The following is a 19,713-nucleotide window of genomic DNA, read 5'->3' as shown; positions in this document are numbered from 1 at the left end:
GCCTCTTAACAATTATTGTGCATTTTATATGCTTTTACAACATGTGAAGCTAGTATAGAAGTAGTAACCGAGCCCACTCCTCTAGGCACTGGTGTAATCATTGATGCTATATCTTTTACATTTTCAAAGTCAACATCCCCACAAAGTTTGCCGTTCTCATCTACATTTATACCTACATCTATAACTATAGCACCTTCGCTTACATAGCTTTCATTAACCATCTTAGCAACACCACATGCTGAAACTATAATATCAGAGTTACTTGTTATCTGGCTCGTATTCTTAGTTTTACTGTGGCAAACTGTTATTGTTGCTCTTTTGTTTAATAATAAAAAAGATACTGGTTTTCCGATTACATTTGATGCACCTATTATTGCTACATTTTTACCCATAGCATCTATATCATAATACTTTAATATCTCCATAACTGCTACTGCTGTACAAGGCACAAATCCTTTACTATCGCCTTCGTACAATTTACCAAAGTTAATTGGATTAAAGCAGTCGACATCCTTATCATATCTTACTTCGTGCTTTATTATATCTTCATCTATATGTTTAGGTAATGGTCTAAAGACAAGTATACCATTTACTTTTTCATCATTATTTAAGTCTCTTAGCATGTCAATAAGTTCTTCTTGTGAGATATCACTACTAAATTCATGCACATCTACATCTATACCAATCTTTTCACACCTTGATTTTGCACCTCTTTCATAAGCCATATCATTAGGGTTTTCTCCTAGTCTAACTATTGCGAGCTTTGGTTTATTGTTAAATCCTTCTACTTCTTTAATTAACTGCTCACTTATATGATCAGCTACTGGTTTTCCTAAAAGTAATTCCATGCTATCCCCTCCAAATAATATATGTAATGTTATAATAAATTTCTTTGGTTCAGATTAATACTAAAGTCCCTTTTTTAAATACATAATACTTAAAATATACCTAGATACATTATATAATAAAATATACCAATGTTAAAGAATAACTGTATTGAAAAAACATTAACATATCGCAGGCAATACTAAGAATGTATACTTATGTTAATTGGTAATCACTTTTTTATTAAGAAATAGGATAAACCCTATATGATTATATAAAGATGATATCCTAGAGATTCAAAAAGCGATTGTTTAAGGTATAAACTTTAAACAAATCGCTTTTATTAATAATATTTTTATATTAGAATGCTATTACTATTCCTCCATCATTTGCATATACAGTACTTATAGGCGCTGCTTCTACTATTACTATATCCTTGAAATTTAATCTTTTCATAACATCCTCTTTAAATTTAATTGCTCTTTCTAAACAATTACAATGTGTTATTCCTAAAATCTTTTCCTCTATATTTATGCCCTCTTTTTCTATGATATCAATTAATTTACTAAGCGCATTTTTAGTTCCTCTAGCTTTTTTTACTAGCTCTATTTCTCCAATATCATTACCTTTCATTATAGGCTTTATAGACAATGTTGATGCTATTATACCCTTCCATTTGCTAATTCTTCCTGATTTTATTAAGTTATCTAATGATTCAAGCACAAAAAATGTTTTCATCTCATCAATATATTTATTTACTTTATCCACTATTAGGTTTTCTGTTAGGTTTTGTTGGATATACTCTGAAATTTTCATACTCACTAAAGTCTGCCCTACAGCTGCACTTTTGCTATCAAATACATGTATAAATTTTTTACTTATCTCATCTAGAAATATATCCTTTGCTAATAATGCACTATTATATGTACTGCTTAATTTTGATGATATTGTTACTACAAATATTTTTTCTAGACCTTTATATGCGTTAATAAATCTTTCTGGTGATGGGCTCGATGTCTTTGGTAATGTCAAACATTTCTTCATTTCTTCTAAGACTTTTTTTGGATTTAGACCATCTTCCCCTAATAGCTTACTTCCAATTTGTATATTTAAAGGTACTATACAAACATTTAATAATTTTTTTAATTTTTCATTCAAATCACAACAACTATCACAAATAATTTTAAACATAGTTACCCGTTAAAAATATTTTAACGGTACCCTCCTCTCTATTTAAACTTATTTATATTCTATTTAATTAAATAATTTATTTTATACTTAATATATATGATATCATAAATACTTTAATTAGTAATGGTTTAAAAATAAAATTAAATTATTATTATATTTTCATACCATAACATACAATCGCTAGCTTTTTATTAAAACCTTCACTGCAATATAGAAGAGCAGCATTCTCGTTGATAGCATTTACTACTAATGAACTGTTTCCAAGTCCATTTGCTTTACCAAACTCAATTCCTTCTTTAATTAGATACCTACCTAAACCTCTTCTTCTATATCCTTTGATTATAGCTACATCACTTATAAAAGCAAAACTCTTGTCTCCGTCTTGATCTTTAGATATACGTATAGAGCCTATTGCTTTATCTTCATACCACAATAGCTTCATTCCATTTTCTATATGCTCAGCTTCACTAAGCATTTTATTTATACTCTCTATGCTTATATCCACGTGTCCCTGTGATTCTTTAAAACATTCATTATAAATATCACACCATGTTTTTTCGTCTTGTCCTTTTCTCAGTGATTTTAACTCATATGAATCTTCTAACGCAGTTCTTTCTACGTTTATATTACCTCTCTCCATATAATATGAGAACCTCTCTATATTAAAACCTATACTTGTTAAAATATCTCTACTAACATTCTTATTTTCTGGAACAAATAAATATATGTAATTAATGCCTTCTACATGTTCCAAAATACTGTCTAGCATTAGTTTGTAATAGTGTTTATCGTTTAATATTGTGTGAAATATACTAAATCTAGCTTTTTCCTTAGCTCTATATTTTTCGTCCATTATCAAGGATGCAGCCCCTACTATTTTGTCATTATCATCTAATAATACATATGTAGGATTGTCTTTATTAGGTTTAAATTTTGAATCTGGAAGGAATGATTCGTCATGATCTCTTCCATATTTCTGGCAATATCTGGCGAATTCTTGAGCTCTATTTTCTTGTAAATATATTACTTCCATATAATTTACCCCCTTATGCGTAACATAATATATGTATTATATCATATTTTTCCACAAAAAAAGACAAGGATAATTGCATATTTACAATCATCCTTGCCTATTTAGTGTGCATTTTTAATGTTATTCATATTCTCACTATAGTTAACATCGTTAAGAAACATCATCAAACATCCTGCTGTAGTCTTCTGTGCTAGCGCCATAGATTCTAATGAAATACTATGGAACTTTTGACTATCATTGCTTATATCGCAATAAGTATTATAAATATTTATAGCATTGTTTGCATTAAATATCACATAACTTTCTATAGAGTCCTTATGCACTATATCATTTGTATTTCTATATTCCTTTGCATCCTTGTAGATTTTTTTAACATAAGTTTCGAATTTTCTATGTTTATCTAGGAGTCTTATATTTACGTGCTGTGGTATTGTAACATCTTGCACTAAATGTACACAAGCGCCTAAATAAAACATTGCTTTATTAAAATGTGATTTCTTCCAGCTTTTTATCGCAAGCTTATAATAATCTTGTGCTAATGATAAAGCATTATAATGTCCATACAACCCTCGTTGTTTAAGAGGGTTATAAAAATGCCCTATACTCTTAAAATCTTGATCAGCCCATACTACACCTTTGTTCAAGTCTTTTATATAATACTCTAATAGTCCATGCTCTACGTAACATCCATTTTCGTATATAATCCGTAAGGATTGATTATTTATAAACTGGTGTACTTTACAATCATTAATGTAGACTCTTTTTTTTATTGTATTAATAAACTTTAATACTGATCGAAACGCTAATCCATAATACTTTTCTACAGTACTTACTCCTGCTCTCACTAAGCTTTCACCTTCATTTCTAATCCTGCTTGCTATATATAAATATTCATTTTATTTAAATTTGTTAAAAATAATTTTTATCAGCTTGTATAAAAAAGCCTAGAAGCCACTTATATTATACTTTCAATTTTGACGAATTACAATACTAAATTGTATGGTAATTTATGCATGCCATTGCATTAATAATATATCTATGTATTTATATGGTACAATTGTATAACTACTATTTTTATTTAAACAGATAAATACTCTAACAAATCTAAAATATTATCTGTATTTATTGCATACTTAGAGCATTTATCTAACTTGTTTGAGTAGTTTATTGCAACTAAACATATCAATATCTAAATAAACTATCCCCTATATTTATTTGTTTAATTTGTTTTTCATATCATCAAGTTTGATTTTCACTTTAGCTACTACTTCATTATATTCGTCTATGTTCTTATCATGTTTCATTATTAATTCGTCATATTTATTTAAAGCTTCTTTACTTGAAAAAGATACGTTACCATTTATGCGTACTATATCAGAACTTTGCATTAATTTGAGTATTTCATCTTTACTTATTAACAACTTTTTTAATACTTTTCCATGCTCAATAGCATAGTTGGTTGAATTTGCATGACTTTCTAAAAACCCTTTAGTAAAACCTCCATTAAACTCATTGGTTAATTTAATCTCATTTAATTTAGATATTAAATCATCAGTAACAATTTTATATTTATCAATTGATTTATCTATATGTTTTATATAATCTTCTATTGATTTTCTGTATAGCCTTATCTGTTCTATATTATTAAATGTTTTCATAGTAAGCATTTTGTCTAATTCATCATAATCTACAATTTCATCTACTTTATTCTCTGATAAAGTTTTAATGCTTTCTTGTAGTAATATCATTATTTCAGTTGCTTCTCCATACTTTATCTCTTTTATATCTTCTTTTATAAACTCTCTTATTCTGTCCTTCCCCTCTAATAATGATATGCATTTATTTTCTACGTTTGATAGTTGTATAGACTTTAGCTCATTCCCGATTTTCCCAAAAGCTACTATCGTGCATAGCACAAGAATGATAGTTATAGTCATGCTTTTTTTCTTAAATATTCTATACAACCCTATACAGATTAGATAAAGTATAACCATATGTGCTAATCCTTCTCCTAAGAAAGCTCCAATCTTTTGCCCACTTTCAAACCCTACTATTGTTTCTTCATACATTATAATTTTTAATATTGTTGGAATAATCCCTAATATAAATGAAATCAATGCAAATACTTTCTTATCTTTCTTTATCTTATCATTTGGTATTACATTTTTAATTTCTATTTGAATCTCCCCCTTTTAGCTAGCACTTTGAATATATATATGTATTATGCTTAAACTGATATAAAGTAAAGTTGCTATTATTGTAGCACCACTTTTTCTAAGCGTTGTCCAAAGCGCTATCCTATTAGATGTATAAACCATAAATATATAAACAACTATTGTTACTAATATAAAATTTACTATACTAAAATCATATACTTGTTCGCTGTAATACTTATATATTTCTCGACCTGCATGATATATGGTTATTACCAACAATAATACTAACCTACTCAAATCTTTTTTTATTTTTTCTTCCAACATATTACCCCCCCTTATATTTCTGTTAATTCGCCCATAAATCGACGTTATGTTATTATTATTCTACAAATAACAACTCAGCCCTTTTCATTATATGCAATAAAATAAGAGGTACAATATAATACCTCTCTTAATCTCAAAAAATTATTTTACAAACTTATTTATAGCATCATACAAGCTTTCTAACTTATCTTGATCATTGTTTTCAATTGCTTGTAGTATGCAATGTTCAATATGATCTTTCAGTATTAGCTTTCCAACATTGTTAAGTGCTGATTTAACAGCTGCTATTTGTATTAGTATTTCACTACATTCTTTGTTTTCTTCACACATTCTTTTTACAGCATTTGTATGACCTACTATTCTCGCCATTCTATTAATTATTTGTTTTCTATTTGGATGATTATGATCATGCATTTGTCTACTCCCTTCATAAAGTATATCTATAAGCTATATTTGTATATTTTTCCATTTACCTCTTAAAAAACGAATCATTAAAATAGTTCCTCTTACTGTAATATCTAATGCATATGCTAACCAGACTCCTATTAACCCTAGCTTTAGCTTTATTCCCAACAGTAATACTCCAGTAATCCTTATCCCCCATATCCCCAAAAGTGTCAAGTACATAGGAAATTTAGTGTCACCAGCTCCCTGCAATGCAGAATTTACTACTAGAGTAACACATAACATAGGTTGAAATAAGGCAATAATTCTCAGAACTTTTACAACTTGATTTATAATTTCATCATTTTGGGTAAATATCCTCGCCAATAATGGAGCAAATATAAAGAATACAATCCCAACTCCTATCATAAAAACCGTTGATAGTGTATAAGCTATTAGACCATATTTTTTTGCCTGTTTTGGTTTTTTCCCGCCCAAACTTTGCCCTACTAATGTAGCTGCTGCTATTCCAAATCCCATTCCTGGTAAATACGAATAAGCTTCTATACCTCCTGCTATATTATGCGCTGCGTATGCATCTTTTCCAATTTTTAATATTAACCCACCGTATATTATTTGTCCCAGCCTCATTATAAGTTTGTCTGTAGCTGCTGGTAAACTTATTTTTGTAATAGCCTTTAATATATTTCTCTTGACATTCCATTTACCAATAAGGTTTATTTTATTGTTTTTATTTCTCAATTTATTTATTAGTAGTATTACTGCTATTAATCTTGCTAATGTAGTAGCTAATCCAGCACCTACTATTCCTAATCCATCAAAGCCACCAATACCTCTTATAAGTATAAAATCTAAAACTGCATTTATTATGTTCACGCTAGAAGCTATTTTAAGTGGTGTTTTTGTATCTCCTGACCCTCTTAATGCACTCGATAGTATTAGCATAACACATAAAAACACTGATGGGACCGCAACTGTATAAAAATACGGCATAGCATACTCAAATGCTTTCTGATCCTTTACTCCCACTAACGATAAAATATCTTTAGCAAAAATAAAGTTTATTAATCCAAATAATAATCCTACTACCACTCCTAATATTACAGATTGTTTTACAGTATCGTTAGCATTTTTTGTATCTCCTGCTCCGATATTACGTGATACCATCGCTGTAGTTCCTATCCCCAAAGCCATAAACACAGCTATATACATATTCATTATTAAATTAGTTATTCCTACACTATTAATCGCATCTTCTCCAATTTTACTAACAAAATACATATCTACAGTACCAATCAACACTTGTAATATGTTCTCTAATATAGCGGGCAAAGCTAAAACCAATACTGTTTTTATATAATTATTCTTCTTTAATGATTCAAGTGATAGTGTTTTTAACATAATAGTTGCCTCCAAATTATAATCATATATCCCCCCAGGGGGCATATGTTAAGTATAATACCATTATACAATTTTTGCAACTATTTTAAAATCAATTTAAGAATTTGCTTTTCCCGTTACATGCTCTATATCAATTTTGATTATTGTAAGAGCTTTATTGATTACATCTTCTGTATTTTTCATGCCATCTTTTATCTTATCAGGCATATACTTTTGTAGTAACTTTACTAATATCTCTCTCTTATTTGATACTTCTTTTATTTCTTTTGCTTGTCCAAATAAAGTTACGCTTTTATACAATGTAGTATATTTTTCACTTAAAATTTCTGTATCAATTACTACGTTAAATGATACATTGTTGTTCCTTTTTATATCTTCTAGTTTATGTCCTTCTTTAGCACAGTGAAAATAAATACTATTATCGCAGTAAACATAATTCAACGGCACCACATACGGATAACCATTTTCGCTAATTGTTGCCATTGTTCCATATTCACCTTTTTTTAGTATCTCTTCTATTTGCTCATCACATACTTGTCTACCTTTTTTCCTCATTTCTTTAAACATAATCTTTTTTACCCCTTCCTAAAAATAATTTTATCTAACTTACATATTTAAAATGTCTATCTATTGTTATTATATCTCAACATGGTATGTTTTTCAGTTAGTTATTAGCTATATTAGAAATTTTTTTATTTCTATTTCTAAAAAGCTGATACAACATCTTGCATCAGCTTTTTCAACTTATATATTAGCTTTTCCTGTCATTTTTTCTATTTCTATTTTAAATACCTTAGTGTATTTAAGGCACTTGTCTAACCTTTTCATTCCTTCGTCAATATAATGAGGTGTATATTTTCTGAACATTTGAACAAACATTAATTTTGCTTCTGCTCCTTCTACTTCACAAACTTTTCCTGTAACTGTAGCACTCCTAAATTGCATATTAAACTTATCTTCTATCATTCTCTCGTCTGTCACAACATTAAATGATACTTGGTTATTGTGATTCATGTGTTCTATTTTCTTCCCTTCCGTACCTGAATGGAAATATATACAATCATCATAATATACATAATTTAGCGGTACTGCATATGTCCATTGATCCTCTCCTACTGTTGCCATAGTACCATATACACCATCCGTAAGTATTCTTTTTATTTGACATTCATTAAGTGGTCTGCCTGTATGTCCAGTATGATTTATAGAATCTACCATATTATAGTGTTACTCCTTTCATTCAAACACTTTAACAAATTTTATTGAATACATATCAGCTATTACCAAATCATCAGTTTGTGGCTCTCTTAGTATTATGTGATCAACACCTACATTTGTAAGTACTCCTTCTTTATCTAAAAAAGTATTTGACCCTATTAGAAAATCTACTCTAATATATTTTCCTATTAATGTTTTTAAATAACCCTGTAAGTAATTTTTATCTCCTAATACTGGGGGCTCTGCATTATTGTCATCCATAGACATCATTTTATTATTGCATGTATTCATCATGTTCATATCTGGGTATCCCATAGCTTGTGGTAACATCTGAGAACCATATGGCATTGCAGGTATATTGTAATTAGGCCCAATTACTGGTGTCATCTGCGTCATATTCATTGGCGCAGGTGGTGGCATAATATCTGGTGAATGACCCAGTGCGTTTGGATTTGGTGGTATCATTTGTTTTTTTTCTTTTTCGTTAAAGTCTTGCATATATTTTATACCTCCCTTTCAATTTAAATTTTTTATGTGTCTTTATATAATTCAGTAGGGTTATAAAAACAGTGTTTCTTTATTCTAGTGAGGAGTATTCCTGATCCATTATATGGAAACTTAGGAGGGCATTGTGGTCTAAAAGGATTCATATACCATAAGCAACTTCCAATATTCCACAATTTATTCCCGGCTATAGCCCAATCAGCTATATCATAATGTACCTGCTCAGGGTTGCTGGCCCAAATAGTCTGAGGATTAGATACTCCTTTAATTGTCCCTCTAACACAATCAAATTGTCCTTTTTGATATATTACTTTTCTAAGATCTCCTCCACAAATTCGTTGATATTCTCCTTCACCAACATTTGTTCTATTCATTATCACTGTTGCTACAGCTTTCATGCCAGTATCGCCTTCCCCACCGGCCTCACATTTTATGATTCTTGCAAATAGTTCTCTTGTTGAATATGGCATAGTATCTACCTCTCTTATATCTATATACTATTAATATATTTATATAGATGCTATACTGACACAAATTAATAAAAAAAAGCTATCTTAATTAATAAGATAACTCATAGTGTAATAAATATATTGTTATTCCCATGACGGTTTATTAAAACCTGTATCTGATTCTCTAATTCTTTTTGCTTCGTCTTCTGAAACAATATATGCTGATACTCCTTGCTTTGCATAGCTTTTTACTCTTTCGATTGCTTCTTCTCTTGAAACAGGTTTTGACACTAATGTGTCTGTTCTTACAACATATCTTTCCATATATAATCCTCCCAAAAAGCTTATTGGTAGTATTATTTCCTATTTATAAAATTTTTTTTATTGTAAAATATCCATATCAAAATATAAGTGACCATAAATGGTATAAAAATACATCCTTTGTTGATAATATATATATAATATACTATTAAAATTAACAGGAGGTATTTTTTGATATGAGAATACCAAACCATATAGGAATTATCCCTGATGGAAACAGAAGATGGGCTAAACAAAATGGATTGAGTAAAGAACAAGGATATGATAGAGGATTAAATCCTGGGATCGAAATTTTTAAACTATGTAAAGAAATTGGAATCAACGAACTTACCTTTTATGGTTTTACTATGGACAACACAAAACGTCCATCTGTTCAAACTAAGGCTTTTACTAATGCGTGCATCAATGCTGTTACTATGCTTCACAAACATGATGCCCAGCTTTTAGTTGTGGGTAACACGAATTCCAAAATGTTTCCCGAAGAATTACTCCCATTCACACAAAATAAAAAATTTGGAAAGGGTACTGTTAAGGTCAATTTCTTAGTAAACTATGGTTGGCAATGGGATCTGATGGATGTAAAAAATAACATAGGGAAAAATATAAACGAAATGATTAAATCCAAATCCATCCCTAGAATGGATTTAATCATCAGGTGGGGCGGTAGAAGACGATTAAGTGGCTTTTTACCTGTTCAATCCGTTTATACTGATTTTTATGTAGTTGATGACTATTGGCCAGACTTTAAACCTCAACATTTATACGATGCACTCAAGTGGTACAATACACAAGATATAACTTTAGGTGGATAACTAATATGTATACAGGGGATGCCTTTTTAGGCATCCCCTCGGGCTGTCCAAATATAATACAACCACTTTATAGTTTATATAAATAAGGGGATAAATTTGCATTAAATGTCTATATTCAATTAATAAATAGAATATTTAACATTTTAATCCAAATGTGTCACATATAATATTATACGATAAGTGGTAAATTAAATCAAGATTTTAGCTTACTTATTTTTCTATTTACTAAAAAATAGTAAGAAAGCACTAATTTTATAAGTTTTTTTTATATGCAGACATGGCAATATGTTTATATTATAATGTTATTATAAACAATAATATTCAAGTTGGAGGTTATCATGATGAATCCTACAATATCTATACTTCATAAAAAATTGTATATACGTCTCATTAGTCTAGATATAATTAAATCTAATCCTAAGAGACTTGAACTTGTAAAAAATTATATAAATAATGAAAAACATATAGCCGAACTAGAAAATATAATTAAAAATAAAAATTATACGTGTTCTGATATTCTAGATTTGTATTATAATCTATTCGAACATCTATCTAATCAAACTCTTACTGATAATTTTTTATTCTACATATATCAGTATACACTACATTTTTCTTTTCCAAATGCAGTTCAAATACCACTTATTGATGACTTTAATGATGTATGTAAAATATATCTAGAGATATTGAGAATCTTTTCATCTCTTGAAAAAAATAATAAAATTAAAAACTTGTATAGTAAATATCCTCTTGTTTTTCTGACTCCTAGAGAGGAACTAGATTTGACAAGTTCATTTGAATATAAAAAATTCAAGAAAGTATTCAGACAAAAGTATGTTTATGAAATGATGAAGTTGAATAAAGAAGTAACTAATCACAATACACTTGAGCATATAAGTGGTGTTAGTTTATTAGCTATGAGTATTTCTAGGCAATTAAAAGCAGCAAATATACCTATAGATATAGGGCGTGTTTGTGGTGCTTCTATAGGCCATGACATAGGTAAATATGGATGTATAGGCCAAGAATCTAAACGAGTACCTTATCTGCATTACTATTATACAGACCAATGGTTTAAGGATAATAATATTAACTATATTGGTCATATTGCAGTTAACCATTCTACTTGGGATTTAGAGCTCGAAAATCTATCTTTAGAATCTTTAATATTAATTTATTCTGATATAAGAGTTAAAAATCATATTGTAAACAATAAAAGAGAAATGAATATATTTTCACTAAAAGAATCATTTGATATAGTACTAAATAAATTAGACAACTTAAATGAAGATAAAAAAAAGCGATATCAAAAGGTATATAACAAACTATATGATTTCGAAGCATTTATGATAAATATAGGTGTTGACGTGTCTCTTCTTGACGCAAATATGGATATTAAACATATTGATAAAAAAACTAAATATTACTCATTAATGCATGGTAAGCAAGTTATAGACAGCATCAAATTTGAGGCAATAAAACATAATATTAATTTGATGTATCAGCTAAGAAATGAAGAATCACTTACGTCTATATTGGAATTAGCAAGAAGTGAAACCAATTGGATGGATTTAAGAAGATATATACAGGTATTACAGGAATATTCTATTTACTTTACTCAAAACCAAAAACTCATAACTTTAAAGTTTTTGTATGATTTATTAATACACAAAGATGAGGATATAAGAAAACAATCTGCCTCCTTAATTGGTATACTGATATCTAAATTTGATGAGGAATATAGAAAAGAAGTGCCTTCAGATGTAATTTTACCAACGCCTTCTTACACAAGCCATCAGCTTCTTGATGAATATATCAGGTTATTTTTAATGCCAGATCATAAAATATTAGAAGTTCATAGAGAATGGATAACTTTTAGTTTAAGAATAATGCTGGCTTCTTTATTCTCAAATTCGTCTGAAAAGCAAAAAAAGATATATAGAGATATTATACTAAAATACTATGAAGGTTATAATTATGGTGATGATATAACTCAGTTTTATCTATTGCAAATCGTAAAACATATACCATTTTTAAATGTAATTGATAAGCCTATAATTCCAATGTTTGATTTTTTGATAGATAAACTTTCAAGTGAAAATAAGATAATACGTTTATCTGCTTTTGAAAGGACTTATAATCTATTAGAAAAGATTTCTTTAGGACATATTTTTGTTAGTAAATTAAGAAAAATCATTCTTAAATGTGAAAAATCTGATTTGCAAGCTGAAAATTATCTTATATATAAAATAGCTAGTAAGATAAATGTCGAAGAAAGTCTGCTGCTGAAATTTGAAACAATATACAACAATGATTTTAGTAATACATCCAGTTTATACTTAAAAAATCTTAAAAGTGCTACTAGCTGGATAATAAAAAAAATAAATATACGTATATTACTTGAGCAAGCTATCATGAAACCAAGACAAAATGGAATATATACTGCCATGCATTTTTGTAATCTACTAAAAGTTAGCTCTGTTGAAAATGTAAGAAATCATGCTGGTAATGCACTTGTTAAGATAACGCCTTTTCTGTCACTAGAGGAAAGAAATGATATAACTATAGAACTTATTAGAGCTCTAGAAATAGAAGGATACCACTTTACAAGATATATACCTGAATATTTGGGTAGAATAATACTATTTTTACAGCCAAGTGAACTTGATGAGCTTATAAGTGATTTTGGCGAAAAAACTAAGGTTGCAAATTTTAGAACAACCTATTTAAGCTTCAAAACTATTGGTATAGCTATACAAAACTATAACAGTTATAAGGATTTGTTCCCTGAACCTAACGATGTATACAATAAAAGACTGAATAAAATGCTTGGACTATTACTAAATGGTCTTGCTAATTATGATAACCAAATTAAGAGAGAGTCTTTAAGAATACTAGGGATAGATATATTTGGTTCTAATATACTTAATTTAAATCAGAAGAGACAAATTATTGATATAATTGGTAAAAAACTATTAACTCTATTACCTAGTAATAAAGCAAATAAATTATTGTTCTTTAATAGCGCTGCTTCAATAAACCATATATATCGTTTTATATCTGATTATTCATTCTTTATTGGAGATTTAAATCTCAAGCATCAAGAAAAAATAGCTTTTTTCCCAGGAACTTTTGATCCGTTTACCCTAAGTCATAAAGAAATTGCTAGGGATATAAGAAATCTAGGATTTGAGGTTTACTTGGCTGTTGATGAATTCTCTTGGTCTAAAAAAGCTCAACCAAATAAATTGAGAAGAAATATTATATCTATGTCTATAGCAGATGAAATGGATATTTACTTATTTCCTGAGGATTTTTCAATAAATATAGCTAATCCAGATAGTTTAAAACAACTATCAGACATTTTTGATAATAAAAATATATACATCTCTGTAGGAAGCGATGTACTTTTAAATGCATCTAGTTACAAACATAAATCAGATAATAAGTACTCAATACTAAATTTTGCACATTTAGTATTCTCGCGTAAAAGTTCTCTCTCATCACCTCAAGATGATGTAGATTTAAATAAAACTATAGGTAAAATAAATAATAATGTAATAAAACTAGCATTACCTGCACAGTATGAAGATATTAGTTCAACACAAATAAGAAATTATATAGATGAAAACAGAGATATATCTGAATTGATTGATCCTTTAGCACAAAAATACATTTACACTCATGGTATTTATAGAAGAGAACCTCAATATAAAGTATTAATTAAAACTAATTCAATGGACATTAGTGTTATACAGCATGTCAGTGACACTGTATTAGATTTATTATATAAAAATTTCTTTGATGGAAATAGTGACACCTATTGCAATCTAAAGGAGTTAAGAAATAAAACTAATGTGAGAATAGTTGTTATAAGAAATCTACAAGATAATAATAATATAATTGGTTTTTCAGTTTTTCATCGTTTAAAATCTCATAATATCTATAATGAATTTAAAAACAGCACTGTTTCTGAATATATAAGGAAAAATTCTATAGGCAGAATCATTGCAATAGATGGTATTTATACTAAATCATATTCTAATGATATAGAGCAAATTTTATTAACTGAGACATTATCATTTTGTATAGCGAAGGATTATACTTATGCAGTTTATAAGGACATCATAACTAATAATACCTCTGTCTCTCTTAGTAATCTTCTACAATTAAATGGGTTTGAGCAGATACCTACTACTAGTGCAAATGCACCTATCATGGGTGTCAAAATGAGTAATCCTTGTACTCTAAGTCTAGATATGGAATCAGTTATAAAAGAACCCTTTAGAAGTAATCCTAATGTAGTAAAGGCATTAAACAGATGTACTAAAAGATTGCAGGCTGAGTTAATAAAACTATATCCAAATCAGCTTATGCTATCATTTAATAGAACTGTTACTAACGAAGCAATTGTAAACAAAATCTGCAATATCAATGACGTTCCTAACTTACAAAAAAAACCTAGAATATTAGGAAACAATATGTGCGTACCTTTTGGCTCTATATTGAATGGATTTATAGTGCCAAATACCGTTACGAAATCAATGCACACAGAAAAAATGTTCGACCCTAATTTAAAAAGCTTTACAATCGGTGCGTACCCTTATTATATGAACCTTGAGAATCAAATAAAGATGATTCAGGCTTTTAATAGACCTATTATATTAGTAGATGATCTTTTAAATAAAGGCTATAGATTAAAGGTTATAGATCCTCTATTGAAAAAGTACAATATTAAGGTTATCAAAATATTGGTTGGACTTTTGTCAGGCAGAGGTAAAGAACTAATGGATATACAACAACGTGAAGTAGATAGTGCTTATTTTATACCAAATTTGAATTTATGGTTTAAGGAAAGCTTAATGTATCCTTTTATTGGAGGTGACTCAATATGGCGCGGTAATAATCCACAAAATAATATCTTACCTTCTATAAATTTATTCCTTCCATATGCATTGCCTATGTATATAAAAGATGTTGATAAAAAGCAGATATTTAACGTCTCACAAACGTGCTTAATCAATTCTTTGGATATAATAAGCACTATGGAAAAAGAATATCAAACTATACATCAAAGAAGTCTAACACTAAGAAACCTTGGTGAGGTCTTTGTGCATCCTAGATATCCTGATCATGGTAAAGATGTGCACTATGATCTACATGTAAATCCTTCAAAGTATATTAAAAATGATTTGGAGCATCTTCAGAGAATGGAAAATATGGTTTAACTTTATAATTCGTAGAACTTTGATGTATTGTTGATTGATTTTGTATGAATAACTCTGGTTTATAATATTAAGTGATATAGGAGTGATTGAATGTACTTATATGAATTTCAAAATAAATTGCTCGTCAGCTTAAAAGAGATTGACAGCTTTAAAAAATATACTGATAACCCTAAAAAATATGAAGGTAAGATATACTTTGTATTTAATATGAATCCTAAATGCTCTAGGAAATTTTACAGTATCACGGATCCAGAACTACTGTTCATAAATACTGAGAATTTGAACCTAATAAAGAAATTATCTACTAATATCTGCGAAAATCTACCTGATTGGTTCTTAAATAAAATCAGTGACGAACAAGTTATGGCGGTAAACATGTCCTATCCTAATTGGGAAGAGTGCCTTAGCAATCAAATACCAAAGAAATGGAACATAAACATATTAGCTCTAGGTGATGTTGGTAGCACACTCTTAATAGGCTTACGACTACTAGGTGGAAATTATATTAATAATATAGGTATATATGATAGGTCTGAAAATAAATTAAATAGATGGGAACAAGAAATAAATCAGATATATTCAGCTTTTGATAACGCTCAGTACCCTAATGTTTCCATTATAAAATATGATGAATTATTTGATTGTGATATGTTTATATTTTGCGCTTCCAAAGGAGTTCCTCCCGTTGGAAAAGAACATGGGGATGTAAGAATGGCTCAATACGAAGCCAACGCCAAAATTATTTCGCAGTACGCTAATATGGCTAGAAATAAATCTTTCAAAGGTATATTTGCTGTTGTTTCTGATCCTGTTGATTTGCTCTGTAAAACAGTGTTTTTAGAAAGCAACAGAAACTCTCATGGCTTAATGGATTTTAAAGGTTTATCTGGTGAACAAATAAGAGGCTATGGTCTTGGAGTAATGAACGCTCGTGCATGTTATTATGCCAATAAAGATAATGCAATGAAGCATTATATCACTGATGGAAGAGCTTTTGGTCCTCATGGTGAAGGATTAGTTATAGCTGATAGCATAGAAAACTATAATGATGAGATTTCAAAGACATTAACTTATAAAGCTAAAACTGCTAATATTAGTGTTAGAAATACTGGCTACAAACCGTATATAGCTCCTGCTTTATCCTCTGGTAGTCTATCAATAATCAGTACTATAGCTGGAAAATATCATTATAGTTCAACTTTCATGGGTGGTGTTTTTATGGGAGCTAAAAATAAACTATCTGATTGTGGTGTTGTTTTAGAAAGATTAGATTTAAATAGTATATTATACAATAGGCTTTTAAAAACGTATCAGAGCCTTTAAGGAGGTCTAAAGTTTGAAAGAATTTATTGTAATTATGCCTGAAAAGCCATCTAGCATGCTTATGTCCATGCTTAGATGCTTTGCTTCGAATAATAAGTATACATTAGTTGATAATAGTGCTATAGCTTTGCCTAATTTAAAAAACAAAAAGATTTTATTTGTGCTTGAATTAAATACCGCAGGCTATAATCTAGGTATGATGAATATCATAACTAAGCTTTTTCAAAAAGGTCATGACAGTTTACAAGGCTCTATAGGAGCAATTTTAGTGCATTGTGGTAGTGATTTGTATACAAAAACCTCTGCCCAAGATTTAGTTTTTCATGCAAATATGCTTGGTTGTAGATTTATAGGAAAGCCATTAGTAGAAGCAATAGGCTCATTACGCAACTTTCTAACTCTTCAAAAAGTTATTAAAGCTCCTTTAGAAGAAGTATGCTATGAGGCATGTAAAGCACTTGCAAAGAGATTCTTTAATCAATCGACTGATAAAATAAAGAAACCAAAGCTACTTGCGCTTCATTCCAGCAATTATAGTACATCCAATACACTAACTCTTTGGAATATGGTAAAAGATAATCTATCTATCAATAGTATTGAGGAAATACATATTGAAAACGGTTCTGTTAAAGATTGTATAGGCTGTTCTTATACTATGTGTAAACATTATGGCGATCAAGAAAGTTGTTTTTATGGTGGTATTATGGTTGAAGAACTATATCCAGCAATACTATCTTCAGACGGTGTTGTCTTTATCTGTCCTAATTATAACGACGCTGTTTCTGCAAATATATCTGCTGTTATAAACAGGCTCACTGCATTGTTTAGATCAAATAAATTCTATAATAAAAGATTATTTGCAATTATAGTATCTGGAAGTTCTGGTGGTGATGCATTGGCAAAACAGTTAATAAGTGCGTTAAATATGAACAAGTCTTTTAGTCTACCACCTTATTTTGCTATAATGGAAACTGCTAACGATAAAGATGCTATTAAAAAAGTAGAAAACATATACCAAAGAGCAAGATTATTTGCACAAAATATTGAAAATGAATTGGTTAAGTAAAGTATATCAGCTTAACTATGTGAGCCATTTGCTTACTTAGTTGAGCTTTTCTGTTTTTAACTCATCATATAAAAAATTTATCTGGTTTTTCTCAACTTTTCAAGCCTGACCCCATTTTGCCCACAAAAAATAACGAGTCATACTCAGAGCATGACCCGAAATCTATTCTTCTATAAATTCAATTTAATCTTTAATTTGTCTAACATATCCTTAGTCATAGAATCTAAATTATATTTAGGATCCCAACCCCATTCAGCTCTAGCAGCTGAATCATCTAATGAATCTGGCCAAGAATTTGCTATGTTTTGCAATACTGAATTCACATCGTAATTCATTGTGAAATCAGGTATTATCTTTTTAATAGAACTATATATATCTTCTGGACAGAAGCTCATTGACGCTATGTTGAAAGCATTTCTGTGTATAAGCTTGCTAGGATCTGCTTCCATTAAGTTAACTATTGCATCTAAAGCATCTGGCATGTACATCATATCCATGTAAGTATTTTTATCAAGTGGACATGTGAACTTCTTCTCTTTTAATGCCTCATAATAAATATGAACTGCATAGTCAGTCGTTCCTCCACCTGGTAGAGTTTCGTATGATATTAGTCCTGGGAATCTTACCCCTCTTGTGTCTACTCCAAACCTTTTATAATAATAATCACATAAAAGTTCTCCAGCTACTTTTGTAACTCCATACATAGTGGTTGGTCTTTGAATTGTGTCTTGTGGTGTATTAACCTTTGGAGTATCAGGACCAAAAGCTGCTATTGAACTAGGTGTAAATACTCCGCACCCCTCTTCTCTAGCTACTTCTAAGATATTGAATAATCCACCCATATTTACATTGTATGCTGCTGATGGTTTATTTTCTCCCACTGCTGATAATATAGCTGCTAGGTGTACTACCCAATCAACGTTATGTTTTTTTACAGCTTGAAAAATCTGATTAGGATCTGTAACATCAACTTGCTCATATAATCCATGTGTAGTAACGTTTTCACTTCTACCACTAGCAATTACATTATTTTCTCCGTAAACATCTCTTAATTTAACAACTAGTTCTGATCCTATTTGACCCAAAGCACCTGTCACTAAAACTTTTTTCAAAAAAGACACCTCCTAAATTGTAAATACATTTCTTTAATACTAGTACAAATTTAGTCGTTTATATATTGCATATTCATTGTAATTTATTGTAGAAAAATTGTCAATCAATAATTACCAATAAATTTAATAAATTTACACTTTGTTAACAGAAATGCATGTTTTTTTGCCTAAAACCAAAACAAAGCCTAATAAACCAAGACTTTGTTAGTATACATAAATCTAATTTTATACACTTACCCTTAAAGATAAATGACATTGTCAATAACTCTAACTCGCAGAGTAAAGTGTTTTATTTATGCCTAACTCTATATTCTTTATTTCTCTATCAAAAGAATATAATAGATAGAA

The 19,713-nt window shown here is 29.3% G+C and carries 18 protein-coding genes; 4 read left to right on the top strand and 14 right to left on the bottom strand.

All coding sequences use genetic code 11. The features are described 5' to 3' along the window. Positions 1 to 5: 5 nt before the first annotated feature. From P3X86_RS11215 to P3X86_RS11155, 13 genes are all read right to left on the bottom strand, one after another. The gene (locus P3X86_RS11215; protein ID WP_483292782.1) at positions 6 to 848 is read right to left on the bottom strand and encodes a bifunctional 5,10-methylenetetrahydrofolate dehydrogenase/5,10-methenyltetrahydrofolate cyclohydrolase; all 843 of its coding nucleotides are present in this window, start codon (positions 846 to 848) and stop codon (positions 6 to 8) included. Between the two features lie 337 nt (positions 849 to 1,185). Then, positions 1,186 to 2,016 carry a DegV family protein gene (locus P3X86_RS11210; protein WP_483292781.1) on the bottom strand — a complete coding sequence of 277 codons (831 nt, stop codon included), beginning with the start codon at positions 2,014 to 2,016 and terminating at the stop codon, positions 1,186 to 1,188. 151 nt (positions 2,017 to 2,167) lie between these two features. Beyond that, on the bottom strand, positions 2,168 to 3,049 hold the full coding sequence (locus tag P3X86_RS11205; RefSeq protein ID WP_483292780.1) for a GNAT family N-acetyltransferase: 882 nt from the start codon (positions 3,047 to 3,049) through the stop codon (positions 2,168 to 2,170). Positions 3,050 to 3,150: 101 nt separating this feature from the next. Continuing rightward, entirely contained in the window at positions 3,151 to 3,894 is a 744-nt protein-coding gene (locus tag P3X86_RS11200; RefSeq protein WP_483292779.1) for a zinc dependent phospholipase C family protein, read from the bottom strand. 366 nt (positions 3,895 to 4,260) lie between these two features. Further along, positions 4,261 to 5,166 carry a hypothetical protein gene (locus P3X86_RS11195; RefSeq protein ID WP_483292778.1) on the bottom strand — a complete coding sequence of 302 codons (906 nt, stop codon included), beginning with the start codon at positions 5,164 to 5,166 and terminating at the stop codon, positions 4,261 to 4,263. A 75-nt stretch (positions 5,167 to 5,241) separates the two neighbouring features. Further along, positions 5,242 to 5,529, bottom strand: coding sequence for a hypothetical protein (locus tag P3X86_RS11190; protein WP_483292777.1), 288 nt, complete (start codon positions 5,527 to 5,529; stop codon positions 5,242 to 5,244). A 141-nt stretch (positions 5,530 to 5,670) separates the two neighbouring features. Then, entirely contained in the window at positions 5,671 to 5,943 is a 273-nt protein-coding gene (locus tag P3X86_RS11185; RefSeq protein ID WP_483292776.1) for a metal-sensing transcriptional repressor, read from the bottom strand. Between the two features lie 33 nt (positions 5,944 to 5,976). Continuing rightward, a complete protein-coding gene (locus P3X86_RS11180) occupies positions 5,977 to 7,335 on the bottom strand; it encodes an MATE family efflux transporter (RefSeq protein WP_483292775.1) in 1,359 nt (452 codons plus the stop codon). Between the two features lie 96 nt (positions 7,336 to 7,431). Then, positions 7,432 to 7,902 (bottom strand): pyridoxamine 5'-phosphate oxidase family protein, encoded by a 471-nt coding sequence (locus P3X86_RS11175; RefSeq protein WP_483292774.1) that lies wholly within the window; start codon positions 7,900 to 7,902, stop codon positions 7,432 to 7,434. A 177-nt stretch (positions 7,903 to 8,079) separates the two neighbouring features. After that, positions 8,080 to 8,553 carry a pyridoxamine 5'-phosphate oxidase family protein gene (locus P3X86_RS11170; protein ID WP_483292773.1) on the bottom strand — a complete coding sequence of 158 codons (474 nt, stop codon included), beginning with the start codon at positions 8,551 to 8,553 and terminating at the stop codon, positions 8,080 to 8,082. Positions 8,554 to 8,571: 18 nt separating this feature from the next. After that, the gene (locus P3X86_RS11165) at positions 8,572 to 9,051 is read right to left on the bottom strand and encodes a hypothetical protein (RefSeq protein WP_483292772.1); all 480 of its coding nucleotides are present in this window, start codon (positions 9,049 to 9,051) and stop codon (positions 8,572 to 8,574) included. A 32-nt stretch (positions 9,052 to 9,083) separates the two neighbouring features. Continuing rightward, positions 9,084 to 9,527 carry a cell wall hydrolase gene (locus tag P3X86_RS11160; RefSeq protein WP_483292771.1) on the bottom strand — a complete coding sequence of 148 codons (444 nt, stop codon included), beginning with the start codon at positions 9,525 to 9,527 and terminating at the stop codon, positions 9,084 to 9,086. Between the two features lie 123 nt (positions 9,528 to 9,650). After that, on the bottom strand, positions 9,651 to 9,830 hold the full coding sequence (locus P3X86_RS11155) for a hypothetical protein (RefSeq protein ID WP_483292770.1): 180 nt from the start codon (positions 9,828 to 9,830) through the stop codon (positions 9,651 to 9,653). 173 nt (positions 9,831 to 10,003) lie between these two features. Between P3X86_RS11155 and uppS the strand changes: the two genes are divergently transcribed. From uppS to P3X86_RS11135, 4 genes are all read left to right on the top strand, one after another. Then, positions 10,004 to 10,639: a polyprenyl diphosphate synthase gene (gene uppS / locus P3X86_RS11150; RefSeq protein WP_483292769.1), complete on the top strand. Its 636-nt coding sequence runs from the start codon at positions 10,004 to 10,006 to the stop codon at positions 10,637 to 10,639. Positions 10,640 to 10,980: 341 nt separating this feature from the next. Continuing rightward, positions 10,981 to 15,864, top strand: a complete 4,884-nt coding sequence (locus P3X86_RS11145) for a nicotinate-nicotinamide nucleotide adenylyltransferase (RefSeq protein ID WP_483292768.1) — start codon at positions 10,981 to 10,983, stop codon at positions 15,862 to 15,864. A gap of 90 nt (positions 15,865 to 15,954) precedes the next feature. Next, a complete protein-coding gene (locus P3X86_RS11140) occupies positions 15,955 to 17,187 on the top strand; it encodes a lactate/malate family dehydrogenase (RefSeq protein ID WP_483292767.1) in 1,233 nt (410 codons plus the stop codon). 13 nt (positions 17,188 to 17,200) lie between these two features. Next, positions 17,201 to 18,253: a flavodoxin family protein gene (locus P3X86_RS11135; RefSeq protein WP_483292766.1), complete on the top strand. Its 1,053-nt coding sequence runs from the start codon at positions 17,201 to 17,203 to the stop codon at positions 18,251 to 18,253. A gap of 170 nt (positions 18,254 to 18,423) precedes the next feature. On the opposite strand, the gene P3X86_RS11130 is transcribed toward P3X86_RS11135, so the two are convergent. Then, complete coding sequence (locus tag P3X86_RS11130; RefSeq protein ID WP_483292765.1) at positions 18,424 to 19,374, bottom strand: L-threonine 3-dehydrogenase; 951 nt, start codon at positions 19,372 to 19,374, stop codon at positions 18,424 to 18,426. Between the last annotated feature and the right edge of the window lie 339 nt (positions 19,375 to 19,713).

The sequence above is a fragment of the Abyssisolibacter sp. ZYX002 genome (genome assembly GCF_056892235.1).
This window is presented reverse-complemented; position numbering and strand designations above follow the sequence as displayed.

Bases quoted from the DNA above. Each gene is read 5' to 3' on its own strand.
- P3X86_RS11215 (WP_483292782.1), bottom strand. From the start codon at position 848: ATGGAATTACTTTTAGGAAAACCAGTAGCTGATCATATAAGTGAGCAG.
- P3X86_RS11210 (WP_483292781.1), bottom strand. From the start codon at position 2,016: ATGTTTAAAATTATTTGTGATAGTTGTTGTGATTTGAATGAAAAATTA.
- P3X86_RS11205 (WP_483292780.1), bottom strand. From the start codon at position 3,049: ATGGAAGTAATATATTTACAAGAAAATAGAGCTCAAGAATTCGCCAGA.
- P3X86_RS11190 (WP_483292777.1), bottom strand. From the start codon at position 5,529: ATGTTGGAAGAAAAAATAAAAAAAGATTTGAGTAGGTTAGTATTATTG.
- P3X86_RS11185 (WP_483292776.1), bottom strand. From the start codon at position 5,943: ATGCATGATCATAATCATCCAAATAGAAAACAAATAATTAATAGAATG.
- P3X86_RS11180 (WP_483292775.1), bottom strand. From the start codon at position 7,335: ATGTTAAAAACACTATCACTTGAATCATTAAAGAAGAATAATTATATA.
- P3X86_RS11175 (WP_483292774.1), bottom strand. From the start codon at position 7,902: ATGTTTAAAGAAATGAGGAAAAAAGGTAGACAAGTATGTGATGAGCAA.
- P3X86_RS11170 (WP_483292773.1), bottom strand. From the start codon at position 8,553: ATGGTAGATTCTATAAATCATACTGGACATACAGGCAGACCACTTAAT.
- P3X86_RS11165 (WP_483292772.1), bottom strand. From the start codon at position 9,051: ATGCAAGACTTTAACGAAAAAGAAAAAAAACAAATGATACCACCAAAT.
- P3X86_RS11160 (WP_483292771.1), bottom strand. From the start codon at position 9,527: ATGCCATATTCAACAAGAGAACTATTTGCAAGAATCATAAAATGTGAG.
- P3X86_RS11155 (WP_483292770.1), bottom strand. From the start codon at position 9,830: ATGGAAAGATATGTTGTAAGAACAGACACATTAGTGTCAAAACCTGTT.
- uppS (WP_483292769.1), top strand. From the start codon at position 10,004: ATGAGAATACCAAACCATATAGGAATTATCCCTGATGGAAACAGAAGA.
- P3X86_RS11145 (WP_483292768.1), top strand. From the start codon at position 10,981: ATGAATCCTACAATATCTATACTTCATAAAAAATTGTATATACGTCTC.
- P3X86_RS11140 (WP_483292767.1), top strand. From the start codon at position 15,955: ATGTACTTATATGAATTTCAAAATAAATTGCTCGTCAGCTTAAAAGAG.